We start from the raw sequence: 18,202 nt of genomic DNA, 5'->3' as shown, positions 1-18,202 counted from the left end.
CGAGCGCAAAACCCGAGCGCAGAACCCGGGCCGGAACCGCTGCGCCGTCGCGCCGCCTCAGACCTGTTCGCGGGGCACGGGCATCGCCCAGCGGATCGCCCGCACCACGGCCAGGCCGAGCGGACGGACCGCCGCGGCGCTGAGGGGATCGGACGGCAGGCCCAGCAGGGCGCGGTGTTCGGGGGCGGGCAGGCCCGTGGCGGCCGCGGCCAGCGCGCCGTAGGCGGGACGCACGGCCAGGGGGAGCGGCGGGCGGAACAACAGGAAGCGGGCGGCGGCCCGTGCCTCGGCCGTCCTGGCCAACTCCGGCCGGTAGGAGCGCAGGACGGCGGCGAGGGCCGCGCGGTCGCGGGGCGGGTCCTGCACCCCGAGGGCGGCGGCCACCTCGGCCGTGTCCGCCACGTAGGCGTCGCAGCCCGCGGCGTCCAACGGCCGTGCTCCGTACGCCTGGTGGGCCCGCAGGAAACTGTCGGTCTCCGCCGCGTGCACCCAGGCCAGCAGGTGCGGGTCGTCGGCGCGGTAGGGGAGCCCGGCGGCCGTGGTGCCCCGGACACGGGCGTGCACGGCGCGGACCCGGTCCACCGCGGCCCGGGCGTCGTCCGCGGTGCCGAAGGTGGTGACGGCGAGAAAGGTACTGGTGCGCTGGAGCCGCCCCCACGGGTCGCTGCGGTAACCGGAGTGCGCGGCGACCGCCGCCATGGCCGACGGGTGCAGCGACTGGACCAGCAGCGCGGCCAACCCGCCGACGAACATCGAGGCGTCACCGTGCACCGTCCGGATCGGCCGGTCCGGGCCGAACCAGCGCGCCCCCGGAGTTCCGTGGATCCGCTGCCGCACCGCCGGCCCGTCCGGCCCGGCCACCCTCGCGAACAGCGCCGCCCCCCACCGCTCCCGCAGCCCGAGCCGCTCCTGCACCCCGCCCGACGACACCCCCCCGCGCTCCGCGTCCATACCCCCACGGTAGGCGCTGACCTGGACGGCACCAAGCCGCGCACCCGCCCGTCCGCCGATCGGCCCTGTCCAGAGCGCAGGGGTCCGGGCCTCGGGGTGGAACTGCCCCGGTGCGACGTGCACGCCTTCGCTGACCGATCTCGTCCCGGACGCCCGGGGCCGGGCCTCGATGCCAAGCCGCGCATCTGCCCGCCCGCCCGCCTGCTGATCGGCCTTGTCCGGGACGCCCGGGACCGGGCCCCGGTGGGGAACCGCCCCGGCGCCACGTCCACGCCCCCGCCGGAGCGACACGGGACCGGGCGCGGTAGCCGTCGGCCACCGGGCCCAGGCCCGGACGCAGTCAGTGGGCCGACCACCCGGGTCGGCGACGGCTCCTGCCCGGCCGGGGAAGACCACCGGTCAGGAACCGGCCACACCGTCCGCTTCGCCCGCGTCCACCTCCACCTCCGCCCCGTCCCCGTCCCCGTGTCCCTCCCCGGCCCGGGCGATCCGGGCGGCCAGGAAGGCGAACGCCAGGGCCAGCACGGCCTGCACGGTCACGGCGACGGCGAAGCCGCGGGACAGTCCGCCGCCCGCACCGCCACCGCCCGCCGTCGCGGTGGCCACGGCGTGGAAGAGCCCGCCCAGCACGGCCACGCCCAGGCCGAGGCCGAGCTGCTGCAGCGTGGTGAAGAGCCCGCCGGCGACGCCCGCCGCCCAGGTGGGGGTGCGCGACAGGACCGTGCGCAGGACCGGACCGTACATCAGGGCCTGGGTGACGCCGAGCAGGATCAGCAGCGGCTGCAGGGCCGCCGGGGCCCCGCCGCGGGTGCCGTCCACGGTGAGGGCGAGGCCCAGCAGCACGGCCGCCTGCCCGACGGCCGCGCCGGTCATCGTCCAGCGCCCGGTGCGGCGTTCCACGGCCGGCAGGACGAGGGCGGTGACGACGAACGCCGCGCCGAAGCCGAGCAGCAGCAGGACGGTGCCCCAGGCGTCCACGCCGAACGCGCGCTGGGCGAGCGCCGAGAACTCGTACAGGAAGGCCCCGTAACCGGTGAAGAACAGCAGCGTCATGACCAGGCCCCGGCGCACGGCCGGGGTGCGCAGCACGCTCGGCGGCACGACGGGCAGTTCGCCGCGGCGCTCGGCGGCGCGCTGCGAGCGGGCGAAGACGGCGAGCACCGCGGCGCCCGCGGCCAGCATCACGGACACCGGGGCCGGGCCGCCCGCGGAGGTGCCGAGGGTCAGCGGCACCACGACGAGGAGCAGGCCGGTGCCGAGCAGCGCGGCCCCGCGCAGGTCGAGCGCCAGCGGGGCCGTCGAGCGCGACTCGGGCACGGTGCGCAGGGCGAGCAGCGCCGCCGCGCCCAGCGCCCCGGTGAGCACCTGGACCAGCCGCCAGCCCCAGTGCTCGCCGGCCGCCTGCGCCACCGCGCCCGCCAGCAGCTGGCCGGTGACGGTGGCGATGCCGCTGACGGCGGCGAACAGCGTGACGCCCAGCGCCCGCAGCCGTCCGGGCGCCGTGGACTGGATGGTGGACAGCACCTGCGGGGTGAACAGCCCGGCGGCGGCGCCCAGCACGGCGCGCAGCACCACCAGGACGGCCAGGTCCGGCGCGAGCGCGGCCAGCACCGAGGCCGCGCCGAACGCGCCGACCCCGGCCGCGAGCAGCCGCCGCCGCCCGAACCGGTCGCCCAGGCGCCCCGCGACGACGAGGGTCGCGGCGAACGCGGTGGTGTACGCGGACAGCACGAGCTGCCCGCCCGACACGCTCACCCCGAGGTCCGCGGTGATCGCGGGTTCGAGCAGGTTGACCGACCCGAACGTCATGTTCACGGGCAGGTAGGCGAGCAGCAGGACGGCGAGGCCGCCGCCGGTGAGGGCGCGCGCCGGACGTGGCACCACGGGACGGGTGAGGGGAACGGTCTGTGCGGTCATGACCACGACCCTGCGCCCCGCCCGATCCTGGTACCAGGAGCCTGGTCATACGGGTACCAGCACCACCTGGATCCGCCCGCCGCGAGCCGCGACACTGGGGCGGTGACCACCTCGACGCCCGACCGCAGCGCCCTCGGCGCCTTCCTGCGCGCCCGCCGCGCCCGCCTCACCCCCGGCGACGTGGGCCTGCCCGCGGCCGGCCGCCGCCGCACGCCCGGCCTGCGGCGCGAGGAGGTCGCGCAGCTCGCCGGCGTCGGGGTCACCTGGTACACCTGGCTCGAACAGGGACGGGCCAAGAACGCGTCCGACCAGGTCCTGGACGCGGTCGCGCGGGTCCTGCGCCTGGACGCCGCCGAGCACCGGCACCTGATGGCGCTCGCGGGCCGCGGCACGGCCGCCGAGCCGGGGCCGCCGATCGACCTGCGCCCCGAGCACACCGCCCTGCTGGCCAAACTGCTGCCGTACCCGGCCGCCGTGCAGACCGACTGCTACGACCTGGTCGCCGCCAACCGCACCTACCGCTACCTGTTCGCCGACCTGGACGCCTACCCGGTCGAGGAACGCAACTGCGCCTGGCTGATGTTCACCGAACCGAGCTGGCGCAACAGCCTGCTCGACGAGGACACCGTCCTGCGCGAGATCACCGCCAAGCTCCGCACCCGCCAGCCCGAACACCGCGACGACCCCCGCTGGAACGCCCTGATCACCCGGCTGCGCCAGGAGTCCCCGGACTTCGTGCGGCACTGGGAGTCGTACGAGGTCGTCGGCGACCGCACCCAGCTGCGCCGCTACCAGTCCCCGCGCGTCGGCACCCTCGACGTCCAGTTCCAGAGCCTGTGGCTGGACCGGGCCCGGGACGCCCGGATCGTCGTCATGACCCCCACCGACGCCGCCACCACCCAGCGCCTGGAACGCCTCGACTCCCTGGTCGGCGCCGCCCCGGCTTGGACCTCCCGCGACGACTCCGCCGCCGACGCGGCCACCGGCGCCTGAGCACCCCGCCCCCAACGCCTGGCCGCTGCCCGGTACTTCAGCCGGAGCCGGAATCCGACCGCACCCCGGGCCGGTCGGTCACGGCGTCCGACCCCACCGGTGCCCCGGGCGCTCAGCCCGCCCGGGGCGGCCCGCGACGCGCGACCGTCGAGGTCCGGCAGGACAACAGCCGCACCCGCCGCCGCGCGAACGGAGCGGCCGGACGCGGGCCGTCCGGCGGCGGTAGGGCAGACTGGGCCCATGAGTCCCGACCGCCGCCCCCTGGGGCTGGCCTTCTCCGAACCCGCAGCCGACCAGGCCCTCCCGGCAGGCGGACACCCGCGCCCCCTGTCCGTCGACCGCTCCCCGTTCCTGGAGCCGGCCCCGGACGCGCCCACCCCGCCCGCCCTCCACCGCCCGCCCGCGTCCACCGGGGCAGGAGCCCAACTGCCGTAGGTGCGGCCGCCGTTCGGCGCCACGTGCTCCGGTTCCCGCCCCCGCGCTCCTGTCGCCCCTCCCACCTGGGCCGGCACGCAGACCGACCGGTGGCCGCAGGTGGGACGACCACCGGGTGCGAGATCGTGCGCCACGACGTCCGCCGCTCAGGCCACCCACCGCTCAGGCCACTCACCGCGTCCTCCTCGTCCGCATCGACGGCGGCCGCGAAGAACGGGTCCGGCAAGTCCGCTGAGCCGATCCTCCACACCGACGCGGTCGGAGCCGGTTCCCCACGGCCCGACCTCCCGACGGCGTCGTCTCCGGTGAACATCCGCCGCCACCCGCCCTCCCCGGTGGCGGCGACGGCGTCAGGCGCGGCGGCGGTCGCTGCTGTCGCGGAGGCGGGCGGTGTGGTGGAGGAGGGTGTCGAGGCGGGTGGCGAGGTCGTTCTGGCCGGTGTCGAGGTGGGGGCGGATGGCGGTGAGGGGCGGGAGGAGGTCGGCGGGGTCGGTGGCGCCGAGGGCGGTGGTGAGGGCGGCTTGGGCCGGGCGGGCGTCGCGGGGGAGGGGGGTGGCGGTCAGCTGGGCGGCGAGGACGCGCAGTTCGGCGGCGTGGTCGCGGGCCCAGGTGGTGACCGTGCGGTCGGCGGCGCGGCGGTCGCGGACGGCCTTGACGCGTTCGGCGCCGGTGGCGGTCCGCGTCCCGCTGCCGCGGCCGGTGGCGGGTTTGAGGCGCAGGTAGCGGTTCTCGGCGGCCTGGCGGCTGGCCACGCCCATGGGGTGGGCGAGGTCGGCCCAGGTGGCGCCGGCTTCCCGGGCGGTCTCCACCAGGCCGGCCTCCCAGCCGGCGAGTTCGGTGCGCAGTTCGCGCAGCAGCAGCAGCGCGGCCAGGGCCTGCTCGGGCCCTGGGCGCGCGTCAGGGGCGGTGGCGGCGGCCGGGGGCCGGGACGCGGGGGCGTGGGCGGTGCGGACGGCGTCGTCGATGGCGGCCAGTGCCGCCGCGGCGGCTAGGAACGAGGCGGGCTCGGGCGGCGGGGGGCCGTCCGGGGCGGCGCTGCGGGGCTTCTCACTCATGCCGTCACTCTATCGGCGACGCAACGGCTTGTCATCGGATGGATGACGCGCTACAAAGGTGTCAGGTGAAGCGCACTGGCAACCCATTCGATCCATGGAGGTGTTTCGCGATGCTGCTGCGCACTGACCCGTTCCGCGAGCTGGACCGCCTGACCCAGCAGTTCGTCAACACGGCCGGCACTTGGTCCCGGCCGACCCCGATGCCGATGGACGCGTACCGCACCGGCGACGAGTACGTGATCTGCTTCGACCTGCCGGGGGTGGACCCGCAGGCGATCGACATCGACGTCGAGCGGAACATGGTGACCGTCAAGGCCGAGCGCCGCCCGCACCAGGAGGGCGAGGGCGTGAAGTGGGAGCTGTCCGAGCGCCCGCTCGGCGTGTTCTCCCGGCAGGTCGTGCTCTCCGACACCCTCGACCCCGCCGGGATCAGCGCCGACTACGACGCCGGCGTCCTGACCCTGAAGATCCCGGTCGCCGAGCGGGCCAAGCCCCGCAAGATCGCCATCGGCCACACCGGCGACCGCAAGCAGATCCGGGCCTGACCCGTTCCCGGAAGCCGTTCCCGGAGACCGTTCCCCGGCGCCGTTCCGAGCCGCCCCCGATCCCGCTCCCCCCGCGATCGAAGGAGCGGCCGGAACGCCCTCCAACCCCGGCCGCCCGGTGGCCGGCCGGCCGGGGGAGCGGGGCAACGCCGTGAACGACTGGCGCGTCGCCCGCCTGCCCGTGGGCGGGTCCTGGCGCCGCGCCGCCCGCCCGCTCAACCTCACGGACCTGCACCGGTACCCGGCAGCCGAGCCCGACCGGGCACCCAGACCGGGCACCGGTCGCGGTGGCCCTCGGGACGGGGGAGAGACGGAGGGAGAACCGCGATGACTCTTCGACGGGAGGCGTTCCTGGACGAGGTCCGGGAGCGCGGCGAGTACGGCACCCCGCAGGAGGCGGAGCGCGCGGCCCGGGTCGTCCTGGCCCTGCTGGGCGCCCACCTGGTCGGCGACGTGCGCGCCGAACTGGCCGCCCGCCTGCCGGGGGCGATGGCCCCGATCCTGCTCAACCCGCTGCCCGCCGCCGAGCCGCTCGGCCCGGACCGCTTCGTCCGCGCGACCGCCGCCTGGATCGAGGGCGCCACCGAGGCCACGGCCCTGTGGGACGTCGGCGTCGTCCTGTCCACGGCGGCCGACGCCGCCGGCGAGGACCTCACCGGGCGCATCCTGCTCCAACTGCCGCCCGGCTACGACCTGCTGTTCGGCCGCCCGGCCGCAGGCGAACGCCCCTGACCACCCCGACCACCCCGACCATCCCGCCACCCCCACCCCGACCGCAGCCGCCGTCGGCGGCCCACCCCGGAAGGTCCCACGGCCATGACCCGTTACCGCCACCTCCTCCAGCAGGTCCGCGACTTCGGCCACTACTCCAGCGACGAGGAGGCCGAACGCGTCCTCGACGCCGTCCTGTCCGTCCTGGGCTCCCAGCTCACCGGAGACGAACGCCGCGACCTCGCCGCGGCCCTGCCCGAGCGGGCCCGTGCCGTCCTCACCGCCCGGATCCCGCTGCCCCGCCCCGTCGGCGCCCCCGCCTTCGTCGAGACGCTCGCCCACACCCTGGGCACCAGCCTCACCACCGCCCGCTGGGACGCCTCCTCCGTCCTGGTCGCCCTCACCACCCTCACCGACGCCCCCCTCACCGACCGCCTCCTCGCCCACCTGCCCCGCGGCTACGCCCTGCTGTTCGGCCGCGCGGACCTGGCCGCGGCCTGAAACGGCGGGGCCGTCCCGGGCCGCGGCCGTGGCCGCGGGGCGGCCGGAGGCGGTGCCGTCCGGTCGGGCGGTGCCGCCCGGTCAGGCGGGCGAGAGGGAGAACACCCCCGCGTGGTCGGCGTACTGCACGAGGTGGGCGCGCGAGACGCCGTAGGCGCCCTGTTCCACCGAGACCCACGAGGAGGAGGAGATCACCTGCAAGGCGAAGGTGGAGGTGCCCGGCAGGTAGTTCAGCCAGAACTTCTGGTCGTCGTAGATCCAGCCGTTGCAGTCGCCCTCGATGAACCAGGCCCCGTCGCCGGTCGCCTTGTTCCAGATGGTGAGGCAGTAGCCGTTGATGCGGTTCTTGAAGATGTAGGACGTGGTGGACGAGGTGTCGGCCGTCCAGTGGCACACCCGCCACTGCTGGTTGGCCAGCCCCAGGTACTGGTACTGCACCACGGCGCCCTTGCTGTCCGGCCCCTGGGAGAGGTCGAAGACCATGCCGCCGGAGGTGTTGATCCGGTAGTACCCGGGGGCGCACGCCCAGCCGTCCCGGGTGGGGTCGGAGGAGGCGGACGCGGAGGTCGGGGCGGCGACCAGCGCCGCCAGGGCGAGGGCGGCGGCGCACAGCGCCCGAACCGTCCGGGAGGCGGAACGCGGCGTCCGCCGCGACACGTCGAGCATGGCGTTCTCCTCGGAGTGGGTGGTCGGGGTCAGCACGCGCCGAGCCGGTCCTGTGCGGCGCGGCGCACGGTGCCGGCCGGTTCCGGCGCCGCGCAGTTGCGGGTGACGGTGCCGATCTCGGGGGTCTCGTACGTGGTGTAGGTGCCGTAGCCGCCCCGCTGCGCGTTGATCCAGACCCCGGTGGCGGGCCCGGTCCGGGCGCAGACGTACTTCGCGTACGTGCCGTCCACCCGGCGGGTGCCGCGGTAGAGGCCGTAGTAGCCGGCCTTGGCGAAGTTCCAGGTGGTGCTGACCGTGCCGGTGCTGGTCGACGACGTCGTGCCGGACACCGAGAAGCCGACCTTCACCCCGACCTTCACGAACACCGGGCCGGCCGAGGCGGAGATCTCGACGCTGTTGTCGACCGTGGTGCTCACCGTGCTGACCTGGCTGAGTGTCTCGGTGCGCTGGCCGGTGGTGCCGTCGCTGACGTTCACCGCGAGGAAGTCGGTCACCACCGGGGTGACCACGGCGGTGACGCCGTAGTAGGACGAGTCGGTGGCGGGATTGCAGCTCGTGGTGGGCGGCGGCGGGGCGGGGTCGGCGTGCGCCCGCTCCGCGCCGACCACCCCCGCCGCGGTGAGCCCGGCACAGAGGAGCAGCGCGGCGGGCAGGACGCCACGCCTCCTGACAGCGGTGATCGGCACGGAGGACTCCCTCGACGGTGATGACGGGCGACGCGTCCGGAGGGCCAGCATCACCGCGCGGCACCCGGGCCGGGGAGGGCAAGCCTTGCCCTGGCGGCCGGCCCGGCCGGATGCCGCCGGGCGCACAGTGGCCGGTTGCGGTCTGTCGCGGACCGCGATCGCCTCGCAGAATGCGGGCGTGGAAACCACCAACGCCATCCGGGACTTCCTCCGCTCCCGGCGCGCCCGGCTGCGGCTCCAGGACGTCGGGCTCCCCGACGACGGCCACCGCCGGGTCAGCGGCCTGCGCCGGGAGGAGGTCGCGCTGCTGGCGCACGTGAGCGTGGACCAGTACATCCGGCTGGAGCGCGGCCAGGCGTGGCGGGTCTCGGACGCGGTCCTGCACGCCGTCGCCGACGCCCTGCGCCTGACGCCGGGCGAGCGCGGCTACCTCCACAGCCTCGCCCGGCCGTCCCCGCACCCGCCCGAGGAGCCCGCGGGCGCGGGCGTGCGCGACAGCGTCCAGCACCTGCTCGACTCCCTCACCGACGCCCCCGCGTACGTGGTCGGCCGGGACGGCGCCGTGCTGGCGTGGAACCGCCTGGCCGCCGCGGTCTTCACCGACTTCGCGCTGGTCCCCCCGGGCCGCCGCACCATCGGCTGGCTGGTCTTCACCCACCCGCGGGCGCGCACGGTGTACGCCGACTGGGAGTTGAAGGCGCGCGAAACGGTCGCCTACCTGCGGACCGAGTGGGGAGCCCGGCCCCGGGACCGGGCCCTGGCGCGGCAGATCCGCGAACTCGGCGACGCCGACGACTGCTTCCGGCGGCTGTGGTCGGAGCAGGTCGTCGTCGACCTCACCCGCGGCAGCACCCGGATCAACGGCCCGTCCGGAGTCCAGCTGCGCCTGTCCTGGGACACCTTCCGCACAACGGGCGACCCCCACGAAGTGGTCATCGCCTACACGGCCGCGGACGGAGCCACCTCGGCCGCCCTGCGCGGCCTGTCGGCGGCCGGCCGGACGCCGTCCCGACTCCGTCCTGACGTCCCGTCGACCACCTGACGCCTCCGCAACCCGTGCCCGGCGGGGAGGAGCGCTCGGCCCGAAGCGGGGCAGACGTGTTCCGACCGGACGGGCAGGAACGCTGGAAGAGGTGGACGGATGGACGAGGGGACGAGCACGCTGCTGTGGGTCGCCGGCGCGGCGCTGGTGGCGGCGACGGTGGTCGCGGCGGTCGTGCTGGTGGTCAAACTGGTGCGCACCAAGCGGCTGTTGGCCGACACCGGCATCCCGATGTCGAAGAAGGTGCTGTTCTGGGGAGCGATCGTCTACCTGATCTCCCCGGTGGACCTGCTGCCCGACCCGATCCTGTTCGACGACCTCGGCGTCCTGCTGCTGGCCCTGCGCTCGCTCGGCAAGGCCGTCCCCCAGGGGGCCGTCCAGGGGGTCGTCCACCGCGCGCGCCGCCGTGACCGCCGGCCGTGACCGCCGGCGGTGACCGGGGAGCGGGGCACCGCGCCGAGGCCCGCCCGGCCGCCGACGGGTCCGCCGGACGGCCGACCCGTCGGCGTGTACCGGCGGATGACGCGGCCGACTCCCGGCGCGGGTGCCAAGGTTGGGCACGGCCCGCCCGCGACGCGCCGTCCGGGACCGCCGCCGGTCGGCGCGCGGGACCGCCCGGGACCGTCCGGGACCGCGCGGACGGCCCGCGGTCCCGCCCAGACCCGGAAGGCAGGGGCGAGTTGAGAAGAGCCGCGGAGGCCGAGCCGCTCCGGCTGGTCGTCATCGGCGGCGGAGCCGCCGGACTCAGCCTGGCCCACTGGCTGGTCAGAGAGGACCTGGCGGGCCGCCCCGACGGCCCGCGGTTCGACGTGACCGTCATCGAGGCGCCGGAGGGCCCGCTGCGCCCGGCGCCGCGGACCTGGTGCTTCTGGGACGACGGCCCGGGGGAGTACGACGAGGCCGTCCTCGCGCAGTGGTCCCGGCTGCGGATCACCGGTCCGGACGGGAGCACCGTCGAGGCGGCGCCCGCCCCGCTGCGCTACCGGATGCTGCGCTCCACCGCCTTCGAGGAGCTGGTGCACGCCCGCCTGGCCGCCCACCCCCGGGCCAGGGTCCTGCGGGCCACGGTGCACCAGGTGCGGACCCGGCCGGACGGGCGCCCCGGCGCCCGGGTGCGCGCCGAGGACGCCGCGGGCCGGCCGCTCACCCTCGACGCCGGGTACGTCTTCGACTCCCGGCCGCCCACCCGGCTCCCCCCGGCCCGCACCACCCTGCTCCAGCACTTCCGCGGCTGGTTCGTGCGCACCGCCCGCCCGAGCTTCGACCCCGGCACGGCGCACCTGATGGACTTCCGCGTCCCGCAGCCCGCCCACGGCCTCGCCTTCGGCTACGTGCTGCCGCTGGCCCCCGACCGCGCCCTGGTGGAGTACACCGAGTTCTCCCGGCACCCGCTGACCGTCCCCGAGTACGAACGCGCCCTGCACGGCTACGCCCGGCAGGTCCTCGGCCTGGACGAGTTCACGGTCGAGGAGGTCGAACAGGGCGTCATCCCGATGACCGACGGCCGCTTCCCCCGCCGGGTCGGCCCCGCGCACGTGCGGATCGGCACGGCTGGCGGCGCCACCCGCCCCGCCACGGGGTACGCCTTCGCCGCCGTCCAGCGGCAGAGCCGCGCCATCGCCGCCGCCCTCGGCCGTCCGGCGCCGCCGGGCCGCCCCGCGCCGGCGCCCGTCCCCCACGGACGGCGGGCCCTGGCCATGGACGCCGTCCTGCTGCGCGCCCTGGACACCGGCCGCGTCGACGGGCCCCGGTTCTTCACCGACCTGTTCCGCCGCACCCCCGCCGAGCAGGTGCTGCGCTTCCTGGACGGCGGCAGCACGCCCGTCGAGGAGCTGCGCATCGGCCTGCGCTGCCCCGTCGGCCCCATGCTGCGCTCGGCCGCCGAACTGCCCCTGCTGCCGCGCCGGACTCCGCCCGGCACCCGCCCCGAACCCGCCCCGGACCCCCGTGAGGACGACCGTTGACAGCGCACCCGCACGACCAGCACCCGCACCACCACGACCGGCACGACCGGCACGCCGAGCACCGCCCGCCCGCCGCCCGGCGCGGCCGGGACCGCCGGGCCGAGGTGGTGCGGGCCGCCCCGGGCCACGCCCGCTTCCCCGGGTCCCGGCCGCCCCGGGTGGCCGTCGTGGGCGGCGGGATCGCCGGGCTGGCCGCCGCGACCGCGCTCGCCGAACGCGGCATCGAGGTGGTGCTGCACGAACGGGAGCCCGTGCTGGGCGGCCGGGTCGCCGGGTGGACCACCCGGCTCGCCGACGGCTCGACCGCGACCATGAGCCGCGGCTTCCACGCCTTCTTCCGCCAGTACTACAACCTGCGCGGTCTGCTGCGGCGCACCGACCCCGGCCTCGCCCGGCTGACCGGCCTGCCCGACTACCCGCTGCGCCACCGCTCCGGAACGACCGACAGCTTCGCCCGGGTGCCGCGCACCCCGCCGCTCAGCGCCGCCGGCTTCGTCGCCCGCAGCCCCACCTTCGGCCTGCGCGACCTCGCCGCCCTGGACGCCCGGGCCGCCCTGCCGCTGCTGGACGTCCGCCTCCCGGAGGTCTTCGAGCGCCACGACGCCACCAGCGCGCACGACTTCCTGCGCCGGATCAACTTCCCCGAAGCCGCCCACCACCTGGCCTTCGAGGTGTTCTCCCGCAGCTTCTTCACCGACCCGCGCGAGCTGTCCGCCGCCGAACTGCTGCTGATGTTCCACATCTACTTCCTCGGCTCCGCCGAAGGGCTGCTGTTCGACGTCCCCACCGAGCCCTACCCGCAGGCCCTGTGGGAGCCGCTGGCCGCCTACCTGGGCGCCCACGGCGTCGACCTGCGCACCGGGTCCGCCGTCGAGGCCGTCCGGCCGCTGCCCGGCGGCGACCTCGAAGTGCTCTCCCCGGACCGGGGGGCCGAACGCCACCAGGCCGTGGTCCTCGCCCTGGACGTCGCCGGCCTGCGCCGCCTGGTCGCGGCCTCCGAGCAGCTGGGCGACCCGGCCTGGCGCGCCGACGTCGCCGCGCTGCGCACCGCGCCGCCCTTCCTGGTCTCCCGGCTCTGGCTGGACCGCCCGGTCGCCGCCGACCGGCCCGGCTTCCTCGGCACCAGCGGCTACGACGGACTGGACAACGTCAGCGTGCTGAACCACTGGGAGGGCGAGGCGGCCCGCTGGTCCGCCCGCACCGGCGGATCGGTCGTCGAGCTGCACGCCTACGCCGTGCCCGAGGACGCCGAACCCAAGGAGGTCCAGGAGCGGATGGCGGCCCGGCTGCACGAGGTCTACCCGGAGACCCGGGACGCCCGCACGGTGGACGTCCGCCACGAATGGCGCCGGGACTGCCCGGTGTTCCCGGTCGGCGGGTGGCCGCGCCGCCCCGGCGTCACCACCCCGCACCCCGCCGTCGTCCTGGCCGGCGACCTGGTCCGCACCGACCTGCCCGTCGCCCTGATGGAACGCGCCGCCACCACCGGCTTCCAGGCCGCCAACGCCCTGCTCGCCCGCTGGGGCGTGGCCGGCCAGACCCTGTGGTCGGTGCCCCGGGCCGGCCGCTCCCGCCTGCTCCGCGCCCTGGCCCGCCGGGCGGCCCGCTGACCCCCGGGCGGCCCGCTGACCCCCGGGCGGGCCGCCGCCCCGTCGGCCGCCCGCCCGGGTCGGCCGCCCGCCCCCGTCAGCCGGGGAAGCGGCCGGTGCTGCGCAGCGCCCAGCGGCGCTCCGCGTAGGCCAGGTCGTCGCGCCACAGCCGGGCCGACGCCCGGCGCATCAGCGGGCGCAGCGCCGGGGCCAGCGCCCGGGCCGCGGCGAAGCCGCGCCGCCCCGAGGCGGCGATGACGGCCTCCACCACCGCGGTGCGCGGCGCGGGGGAGGAGGGGGCGGTCAGCGGGGTGGCGTGGGTCTCCACCACCGAGCCCTCCCCCTCGCCCTCGACGATCCGCATGACGACGGTGCGCGGCCCGGGCGCGGTGAAGACCGCCCGCACCGGCACCACCAGCCGCCCGGCCACCCGGAAGGACACGTCGACCACGAACCGGTCCTCCCCGGTGCCCTCCGGCGTCTCCACCACCGCGAGGTCCACGAACGAGTACGGGTGGAACCAGGAGCCGTGCCACGGGTCCAGGCGGTTGGCCACCACGTCCGCGGGCTCGCACCGGCCCAGCCCCGTGTAGACCGCCGTGACCGCCCCCCGCGCCTCCGGCCGGGCCACCGCCACCGGCCGCCCGGTCGGCTCCCCGCCGCCCACGGCGTCCAGCCGCACCCACGCCAGCACCCCGTCCTCGTGCACCGGGTAGGGCTCCCAGCCCGCCACCGGGCCGCCGTTCAGGGCCAGGCCGTGCCAGTGGCACACCAGCGTGCCGCACACCACCCGGCTGTCCTTCAGCGGCGCGCCCAGGTGCGGGCAACTCCCCGGCCCGGCCCGCAGCGCCCCCGCGGCGTCCCGCCACAGCACCACTTCCGTGCCGCCGACCAGCCGCCCGCACGGCCGACCGTCGCCGGCGACCCCGGCGCGGCCGACGACGAACCAGTTCCCGGCGGGCCGGGCCGCCGCCCGTTCGAGCGCGGCGGCGATCAGCGCGGGCCGCGCCGCCCGCCACGACGGCTCCTGCCGCGCCCAGCCCGGGCCCCGGCGCAGCCGCAGCGGGGGCGTCCAGCGGGACGGGGCGCTCACCGGGCCCGCCCCCGGCCCGCCGGACGGCGGCCCGCCGGGCCCGGCGGCGGGCCGGAGCGCCCCGGAGCCCGCACCCGGGCGGCCAGGATGCGGGTCAGCCCCGACGCGGCGACGGCGGCCCGCCGGCGCAGCGGCACCACCGAACGCCGGTGCAGCACGGCGTAGCCGTCCTCGGCGATCGCGTCCAGGATGCCGCCGTAGAGCAGGAAGGCCGTCCGGATGCAGGGCCGCACCCGGGGCTCCAGCATCGCGATGCCCGGCTCGGCGTCCCGGTAGACCCCGCGGGCGAGCGCGGCGCCCGCCGTCAGCGCGGCCCGGATGCGGGCGTCGTCCCGGCCGGTGCGGCGGCTCCACTCCAGCAGCGGCCGGTCCACCCCGTGGGCCGCCAGCAGGTCGGCCGGCAGGTACACCCGGCCGCGGTCCAGGTCCTCGCCCACGTCGCGCAGGAAGTTGGTCAGCTGGAACGCCACCCCCAGCGCCGCCGCGTGCGGCTCGGCCTCGGCGCGGCCCGTCACCGTGCCGAGGACGGGCAGCATCTGCAGGCCGATCACCGCCGCCGAGCCGTGCATGTAGCCGTACAGGTCCCGGTAGGTGGGGTAGTCCGTGACGGTGAGGTCGGCGCGCATCGAGGCCATGAAGTCCGTGAACAGCGCCGGGTCGATCCCGTACCGCTCGGCGGTGTCCGCGACCGCCCGCACCACCGGCTCCGCCGCGTCGCCGCGCCGCAGGCCCCCGGCCAGGTCCCGCTCCAGCGCGCCCAGCAGCCGGTCGCGCTCGGCGGGCGTCTCGCGCCGGTCCAGCCCGTCGACGATGTCGTCGGCCCAGCGGGCGAAGCCGTACAGCGCGTGGACCGCGCACCGGCGCTCCGGCGGCAGCAGCCGGGTGGCCAGGAAGTAGGTGCGGCCGTGCCGGGCGTTGAGCTCCCGGCAGACGGTGTACGCCGCCCGCAGGGCGGGGGCCGTGATCCCCGCCGCGTCCAGTTCACGGGCCGTCATGCGGTGCTCCTGCCGTCGGGGACGAGATCGGGGTCGAGGACGGGACCGGCGCCGCCTCGGGGCCGGGCGGCGCGGCGGACGCCGAGGGCGGGCGGCGGCGCGCCGGGCCGGGGCGGGCCGGGCCGGTGATCCGGGCGGCGGCGAGCTTCCCGCTGATCAGGACGGTCGGCACGCCGACCCCGGGCGTGGTGCCGCAGCCGGCGAGCACCACGTTCTCCAGGCCCCGCACCAGGTTGCGCGGCCGGAACGGGCCGGTCTGCGCGAAGGTGTGGGCCGCCGAGAACGGGGTGCCCGCCGCGTGCCCCCGGGCGGTCCAGTCGGCCGGGGTCACCAGGCACTCCTCCTCGACGGACGCGCCGAGCCCGGTCAGCCCGCGCCGCTCCAGGGTGTCGAGCAGGTGTTCGCGGTAGCCCGGCGCGAGGTCGCCCCAGGCCGCCGCGCCCGGGCCGACGGCGGTGTTGGGCACCGGCGCCAGCACGTAGTGGGTGTGCCGCCCGGCCGGGGCCAGCGACGGATCGGTGCCGGTCGGCCGGGTGATCAGCAGCGAGGGGTCCGTCATCAGGCTGCCGGTGCGGGTCAGTTCGTCGAAGGTCCGCTCCCAGGCGTGGCCGAAGGACAGGGTGTGGTGGGCCAGCTCGGGCCAGGTCCGGTCGGTGCCCAGGTGCAGCACGACCGCCGAGGGCGAGAACCGCAGCGGCAGCGCCCGCCGCGGAGCCCGCCCCAGCAGCCGGTACGCCACCGGCAGGTCGGGGGTCAGCACGACCGCGTCGCAGGCGATCCGCCCGCGGTCCGTGACCACGGCCGTGACCCGGTCGCCCCGGCGCTCCAGCCCGGTGACGGTGCTCCCGTACCGGAACCCGGCGCCCGCCGCGGCGGCGGCGTCGGCCATCGCCCGGGGCAGCGCGTGCATGCCGCCGCGCGGGAACCACACCCCGGCCACGGTGTCCATGTAGGCGATCACCGCGTAGGCGGCCAGCGCCCGGGCCGGTGCCACCCCCGCGTACAGGGACTGGAACGAGAAGACCCGTCGCAGCCGCTCGTCGCGCAGGTGGCGCCCGATCCGCGGGGCGAGTCGGCCGAACCCGCCCAGGGCGGCCAGCCGCGCCAGGTCGGGGTTGAGCAGCTGCCACGGCGAGTCGAAGTTAGTGTCGATGAAGCGCCGCATCTGCGCCCGGTAGAGTCGGGTGAGCCAGTGGCGCAGCTCCCGGTAGCCCGCCGCCTCCCGCGCGCCGGCGAACCGCTCCACCTCGGCCTCCATCGCCTGCGCGTCGGTGTGCACGTCCAGCGCGCTGCCGTCCGCGAACCGGGCCCGGTAGGCGGGGTGCAGCGGCAGCAGGTCGACGTGCGCGCGCAGCGAGGTGCCCACCGCCGCGAACGCCTCGTCGGCGAGCTCGGGCATGGTCAGCACGGTCGGCCCGGTGTCGAACAGGTACCCGCCGCGCCGGATCCGCCCGGCCCGCCCGCCGGGCTCCCCGTCCCGTTCGACGACGGTCACCCGCCGCCCCGCGCCGACCAGGTGGCAGGCGGCGGACAGCCCGGCCAGGCCCGCCCCGACCACGACGACGTGATCGGCCGACGGCACGGCGCGGCTCACCGCGCACCCCCCGCGCCGCCCGTGCCCTCCGCGCCGCCCGCGCCGACGGGCGGCAGCCCGGCGGTCGCCCGCAGCAGGGCGGCCAGCCGCTCGGCACCGGGGGCCAGCGGACGGGCCCGCTCCAGGTACTCCGTGCTGCGCGCGGAGAGCCGCTCGATGCGGGACTCGACGGCGGCCCGCGCCCCGGTGGCCACCAGCGCCTCCCGGACCCGGTCCAACCCGGCCCCGTCCAGCTCCGGGTCGCCCAGGCACCGGCCCAGCACCTCGGCGGAGGCGCGGTCGCGCCGGGCGACCGCCCGGGCCCGCGCCACCGCGAACAGGTAGGTGGGCTTGCCGGCCCGGACGTCGTCGCCGCAGGGCTTGCCGGTCCGCGCCGGGTCCCCGAACACCCCGTCCAGGTCGTCCTTGAACTGGAAGGCGACGCCCGCGCAGCGGCCCGCACGGCGCAGCGCCTCCACCTGCTCCGGCCGCGCCCCGGCCAGCACGGCCCCCAGGTGGACCGGCCGCTCCACCGAGTACATCGCGCTCTTGAGCTCCGCGACCCGGATCGCCCGGGCCGGCGAGCGCGACCCGGTCACCTGGCCGTGCACGTCGAGGTACTGGCCGGCCACCATCTCCATCCGCAGGTCCGACCAGACCTCCCGCATCTGCTGCCGCCGGGACTCCCGCAGCTCCGACCGCGCGGCGGCGGCCAGGTCGTCGGCCCAGACCAGCGCCAGGTCCCCGGCCAGCACGCCCGCCGCCGCACCGAGGTCCGCGGCCCCCCGCCCGCCCGCTCCCGGCGCGTACTGGGCGGCCACGTCCACGTGCAGGGCCCGACGGCCGCGGCGCGTCGCCGAACCGTCCATCACGTCGTCCTGGACGAGCGCGCAGGTCTGCAGCAGCTCCAGCGCGGCCCCCGTGGCCAGCGCGGCCCCGACCGGCACGTCCGGCCCCCCGCACGCGCGCGCCGCCCACCACAGCAGCCGCGCCCGCACCCGCTTGCCCCCGCGCCCGGTGAAGTCCGCCACCCGGTGGGCGAGGTCGGCCGCGAACGTCCCGTCCAGGGTCCCCGCCCGCGCCACCCGGCCCGCCAGCCACTCGTCGAGCACCCGGCCGACCGCGGCCGACACGTCACCGTCCACGCCGTCCGCGCCCCGCACCAGCGGCGCGGCCCGGGCCGCGACCGGCAGCCCCGGCCCGCCGGGGGAACGCCCCCGCCCGCCCAGCGGAGGAACCGCGCCGGAGCCGCCGCCCCGCTCGGACGGGGCGGCCGTGCTCCCCGTGGATGCCGACAGCGATACGGAGGACATCGAGCTCGCTTTCCCGTCGGATAACGCTGCGCACACCCGGGCGGGGCGCCGCGCGGGCGCCGCACGCCGACGGCGCAGGAGGCTCTCTTCGTCTATCCCCGGAACGGGCCGCCCAGTCGCTCCGGGCGGACGATTCACCCCCCGAGCGGCCCCTCCCGCGCCCCGGCACCGCC

General features: G+C 77.4%; 18 protein-coding genes. 9 read left to right on the top strand and 9 right to left on the bottom strand.

The genetic code is table 11. The features are described from left to right. Positions 1–57: 57 nt before the first annotated feature. The gene (locus K353_RS17590) at positions 58–951 is read right to left on the bottom strand and encodes an oxygenase MpaB family protein (protein ID WP_111554559.1); all 894 of its coding nucleotides are present in this window, start codon (positions 949–951) and stop codon (positions 58–60) included. Between the two features lie 399 nt (positions 952–1,350). Beyond that, a complete protein-coding gene (locus K353_RS17585; protein ID WP_111554558.1) occupies positions 1,351–2,868 on the bottom strand; it encodes an MFS transporter in 1,518 nt (505 codons plus the stop codon). 102 nt (positions 2,869–2,970) lie between these two features. Between K353_RS17585 and K353_RS17580 the strand changes: the two genes are divergently transcribed. Both K353_RS17580 and K353_RS17575 read left to right on the top strand, forming a co-directional pair. Next, on the top strand, positions 2,971–3,861 hold the full coding sequence (locus K353_RS17580) for a helix-turn-helix transcriptional regulator (RefSeq protein ID WP_111554557.1): 891 nt from the start codon (positions 2,971–2,973) through the stop codon (positions 3,859–3,861). A gap of 240 nt (positions 3,862–4,101) precedes the next feature. Beyond that, positions 4,102–4,296, top strand: a complete 195-nt coding sequence (locus tag K353_RS17575; protein ID WP_111554556.1) for a hypothetical protein — start codon at positions 4,102–4,104, stop codon at positions 4,294–4,296. Positions 4,297–4,646: 350 nt separating this feature from the next. Here the strand turns inward: K353_RS17575 and K353_RS17570 are convergent, their stop codons facing one another. After that, positions 4,647–5,351 carry a type III effector protein gene (locus K353_RS17570; protein WP_111554555.1) on the bottom strand — a complete coding sequence of 235 codons (705 nt, stop codon included), beginning with the start codon at positions 5,349–5,351 and terminating at the stop codon, positions 4,647–4,649. 110 nt (positions 5,352–5,461) lie between these two features. On the opposite strand from K353_RS17570, the gene K353_RS17565 reads away from it, so the two are divergent. From K353_RS17565 to K353_RS17555, 3 genes are all read left to right on the top strand, one after another. Continuing rightward, positions 5,462–5,896 (top strand): Hsp20/alpha crystallin family protein, encoded by a 435-nt coding sequence (locus tag K353_RS17565; protein ID WP_111554554.1) that lies wholly within the window; start codon positions 5,462–5,464, stop codon positions 5,894–5,896. 327 nt (positions 5,897–6,223) lie between these two features. After that, on the top strand, positions 6,224–6,628 hold the full coding sequence (locus K353_RS17560) for a DUF2267 domain-containing protein (RefSeq protein WP_111554553.1): 405 nt from the start codon (positions 6,224–6,226) through the stop codon (positions 6,626–6,628). Between the two features lie 84 nt (positions 6,629–6,712). Then, entirely contained in the window at positions 6,713–7,108 is a 396-nt protein-coding gene (locus K353_RS17555; protein ID WP_111554552.1) for a DUF2267 domain-containing protein, read from the top strand. Positions 7,109–7,189: 81 nt separating this feature from the next. On the opposite strand, the gene K353_RS17550 is transcribed toward K353_RS17555, so the two are convergent. Both K353_RS17550 and K353_RS17545 read right to left on the bottom strand, forming a co-directional pair. Further along, a complete protein-coding gene (locus K353_RS17550; protein WP_111554551.1) occupies positions 7,190–7,810 on the bottom strand; it encodes an RICIN domain-containing protein in 621 nt (206 codons plus the stop codon). Then, entirely contained in the window at positions 7,804–8,460 is a 657-nt protein-coding gene (locus tag K353_RS17545) for a hypothetical protein (protein WP_158585428.1), read from the bottom strand. The genes K353_RS17550 and K353_RS17545 overlap by 7 nt, the downstream gene beginning before the upstream one ends. A 178-nt stretch (positions 8,461–8,638) precedes the next feature. Between K353_RS17545 and K353_RS17540 the strand changes: the two genes are divergently transcribed. The 4 genes from K353_RS17540 (at position 8,639) to K353_RS17525 (ending at position 13,076) form a co-directional block, all read left to right on the top strand. Beyond that, entirely contained in the window at positions 8,639–9,502 is an 864-nt protein-coding gene (locus tag K353_RS17540) for a helix-turn-helix domain-containing protein (RefSeq protein WP_158585427.1), read from the top strand. A gap of 99 nt (positions 9,503–9,601) precedes the next feature. After that, complete coding sequence (locus K353_RS17535) at positions 9,602–9,925, top strand: YkvA family protein (protein ID WP_111554548.1); 324 nt, start codon at positions 9,602–9,604, stop codon at positions 9,923–9,925. A gap of 257 nt (positions 9,926–10,182) precedes the next feature. Then, positions 10,183–11,466, top strand: a complete 1,284-nt coding sequence (locus K353_RS17530; protein WP_233533644.1) for a lycopene cyclase family protein — start codon at positions 10,183–10,185, stop codon at positions 11,464–11,466. Positions 11,467–11,570: 104 nt separating this feature from the next. Beyond that, positions 11,571–13,076 (top strand): FAD-dependent oxidoreductase, encoded by a 1,506-nt coding sequence (locus K353_RS17525; RefSeq protein WP_233533662.1) that lies wholly within the window; start codon positions 11,571–11,573, stop codon positions 13,074–13,076. A gap of 76 nt (positions 13,077–13,152) precedes the next feature. On the opposite strand, the gene K353_RS17520 is transcribed toward K353_RS17525, so the two are convergent. The 4 genes from K353_RS17520 to K353_RS17505 are packed head-to-tail and all read right to left on the bottom strand — an operon-like array spanning position 13,153 to position 18,029. After that, entirely contained in the window at positions 13,153–14,148 is a 996-nt protein-coding gene (locus K353_RS17520; protein WP_111554546.1) for a DUF5914 domain-containing protein, read from the bottom strand. Further along, complete coding sequence (locus tag K353_RS17515) at positions 14,145–15,143, bottom strand: phytoene/squalene synthase family protein (RefSeq protein ID WP_111554545.1); 999 nt, start codon at positions 15,141–15,143, stop codon at positions 14,145–14,147. Before K353_RS17515 ends, K353_RS17520 begins: the two co-directional genes overlap by 4 nt. Then, entirely contained in the window at positions 15,130–16,737 is a 1,608-nt protein-coding gene (gene crtI / locus K353_RS17510) for a phytoene desaturase family protein (protein WP_111554544.1), read from the bottom strand. Before crtI ends, K353_RS17515 begins: the two co-directional genes overlap by 14 nt. Then, complete coding sequence (locus tag K353_RS17505; RefSeq protein WP_111554543.1) at positions 16,734–18,029, bottom strand: polyprenyl synthetase family protein; 1,296 nt, start codon at positions 18,027–18,029, stop codon at positions 16,734–16,736. Before K353_RS17505 ends, crtI begins: the two co-directional genes overlap by 4 nt. Positions 18,030–18,202: the final 173 nt, after the last annotated feature.

Source organism: Kitasatospora sp. SolWspMP-SS2h (assembly GCF_003259315.1).
GTDB lineage: Bacteria > Actinomycetota > Actinomycetes > Streptomycetales > Streptomycetaceae > Kitasatospora > Kitasatospora fiedleri.
The sequence above is the reverse complement of the archived record's forward strand: the minus strand, read 5'-3'. Positions and strand labels throughout refer to the sequence as shown.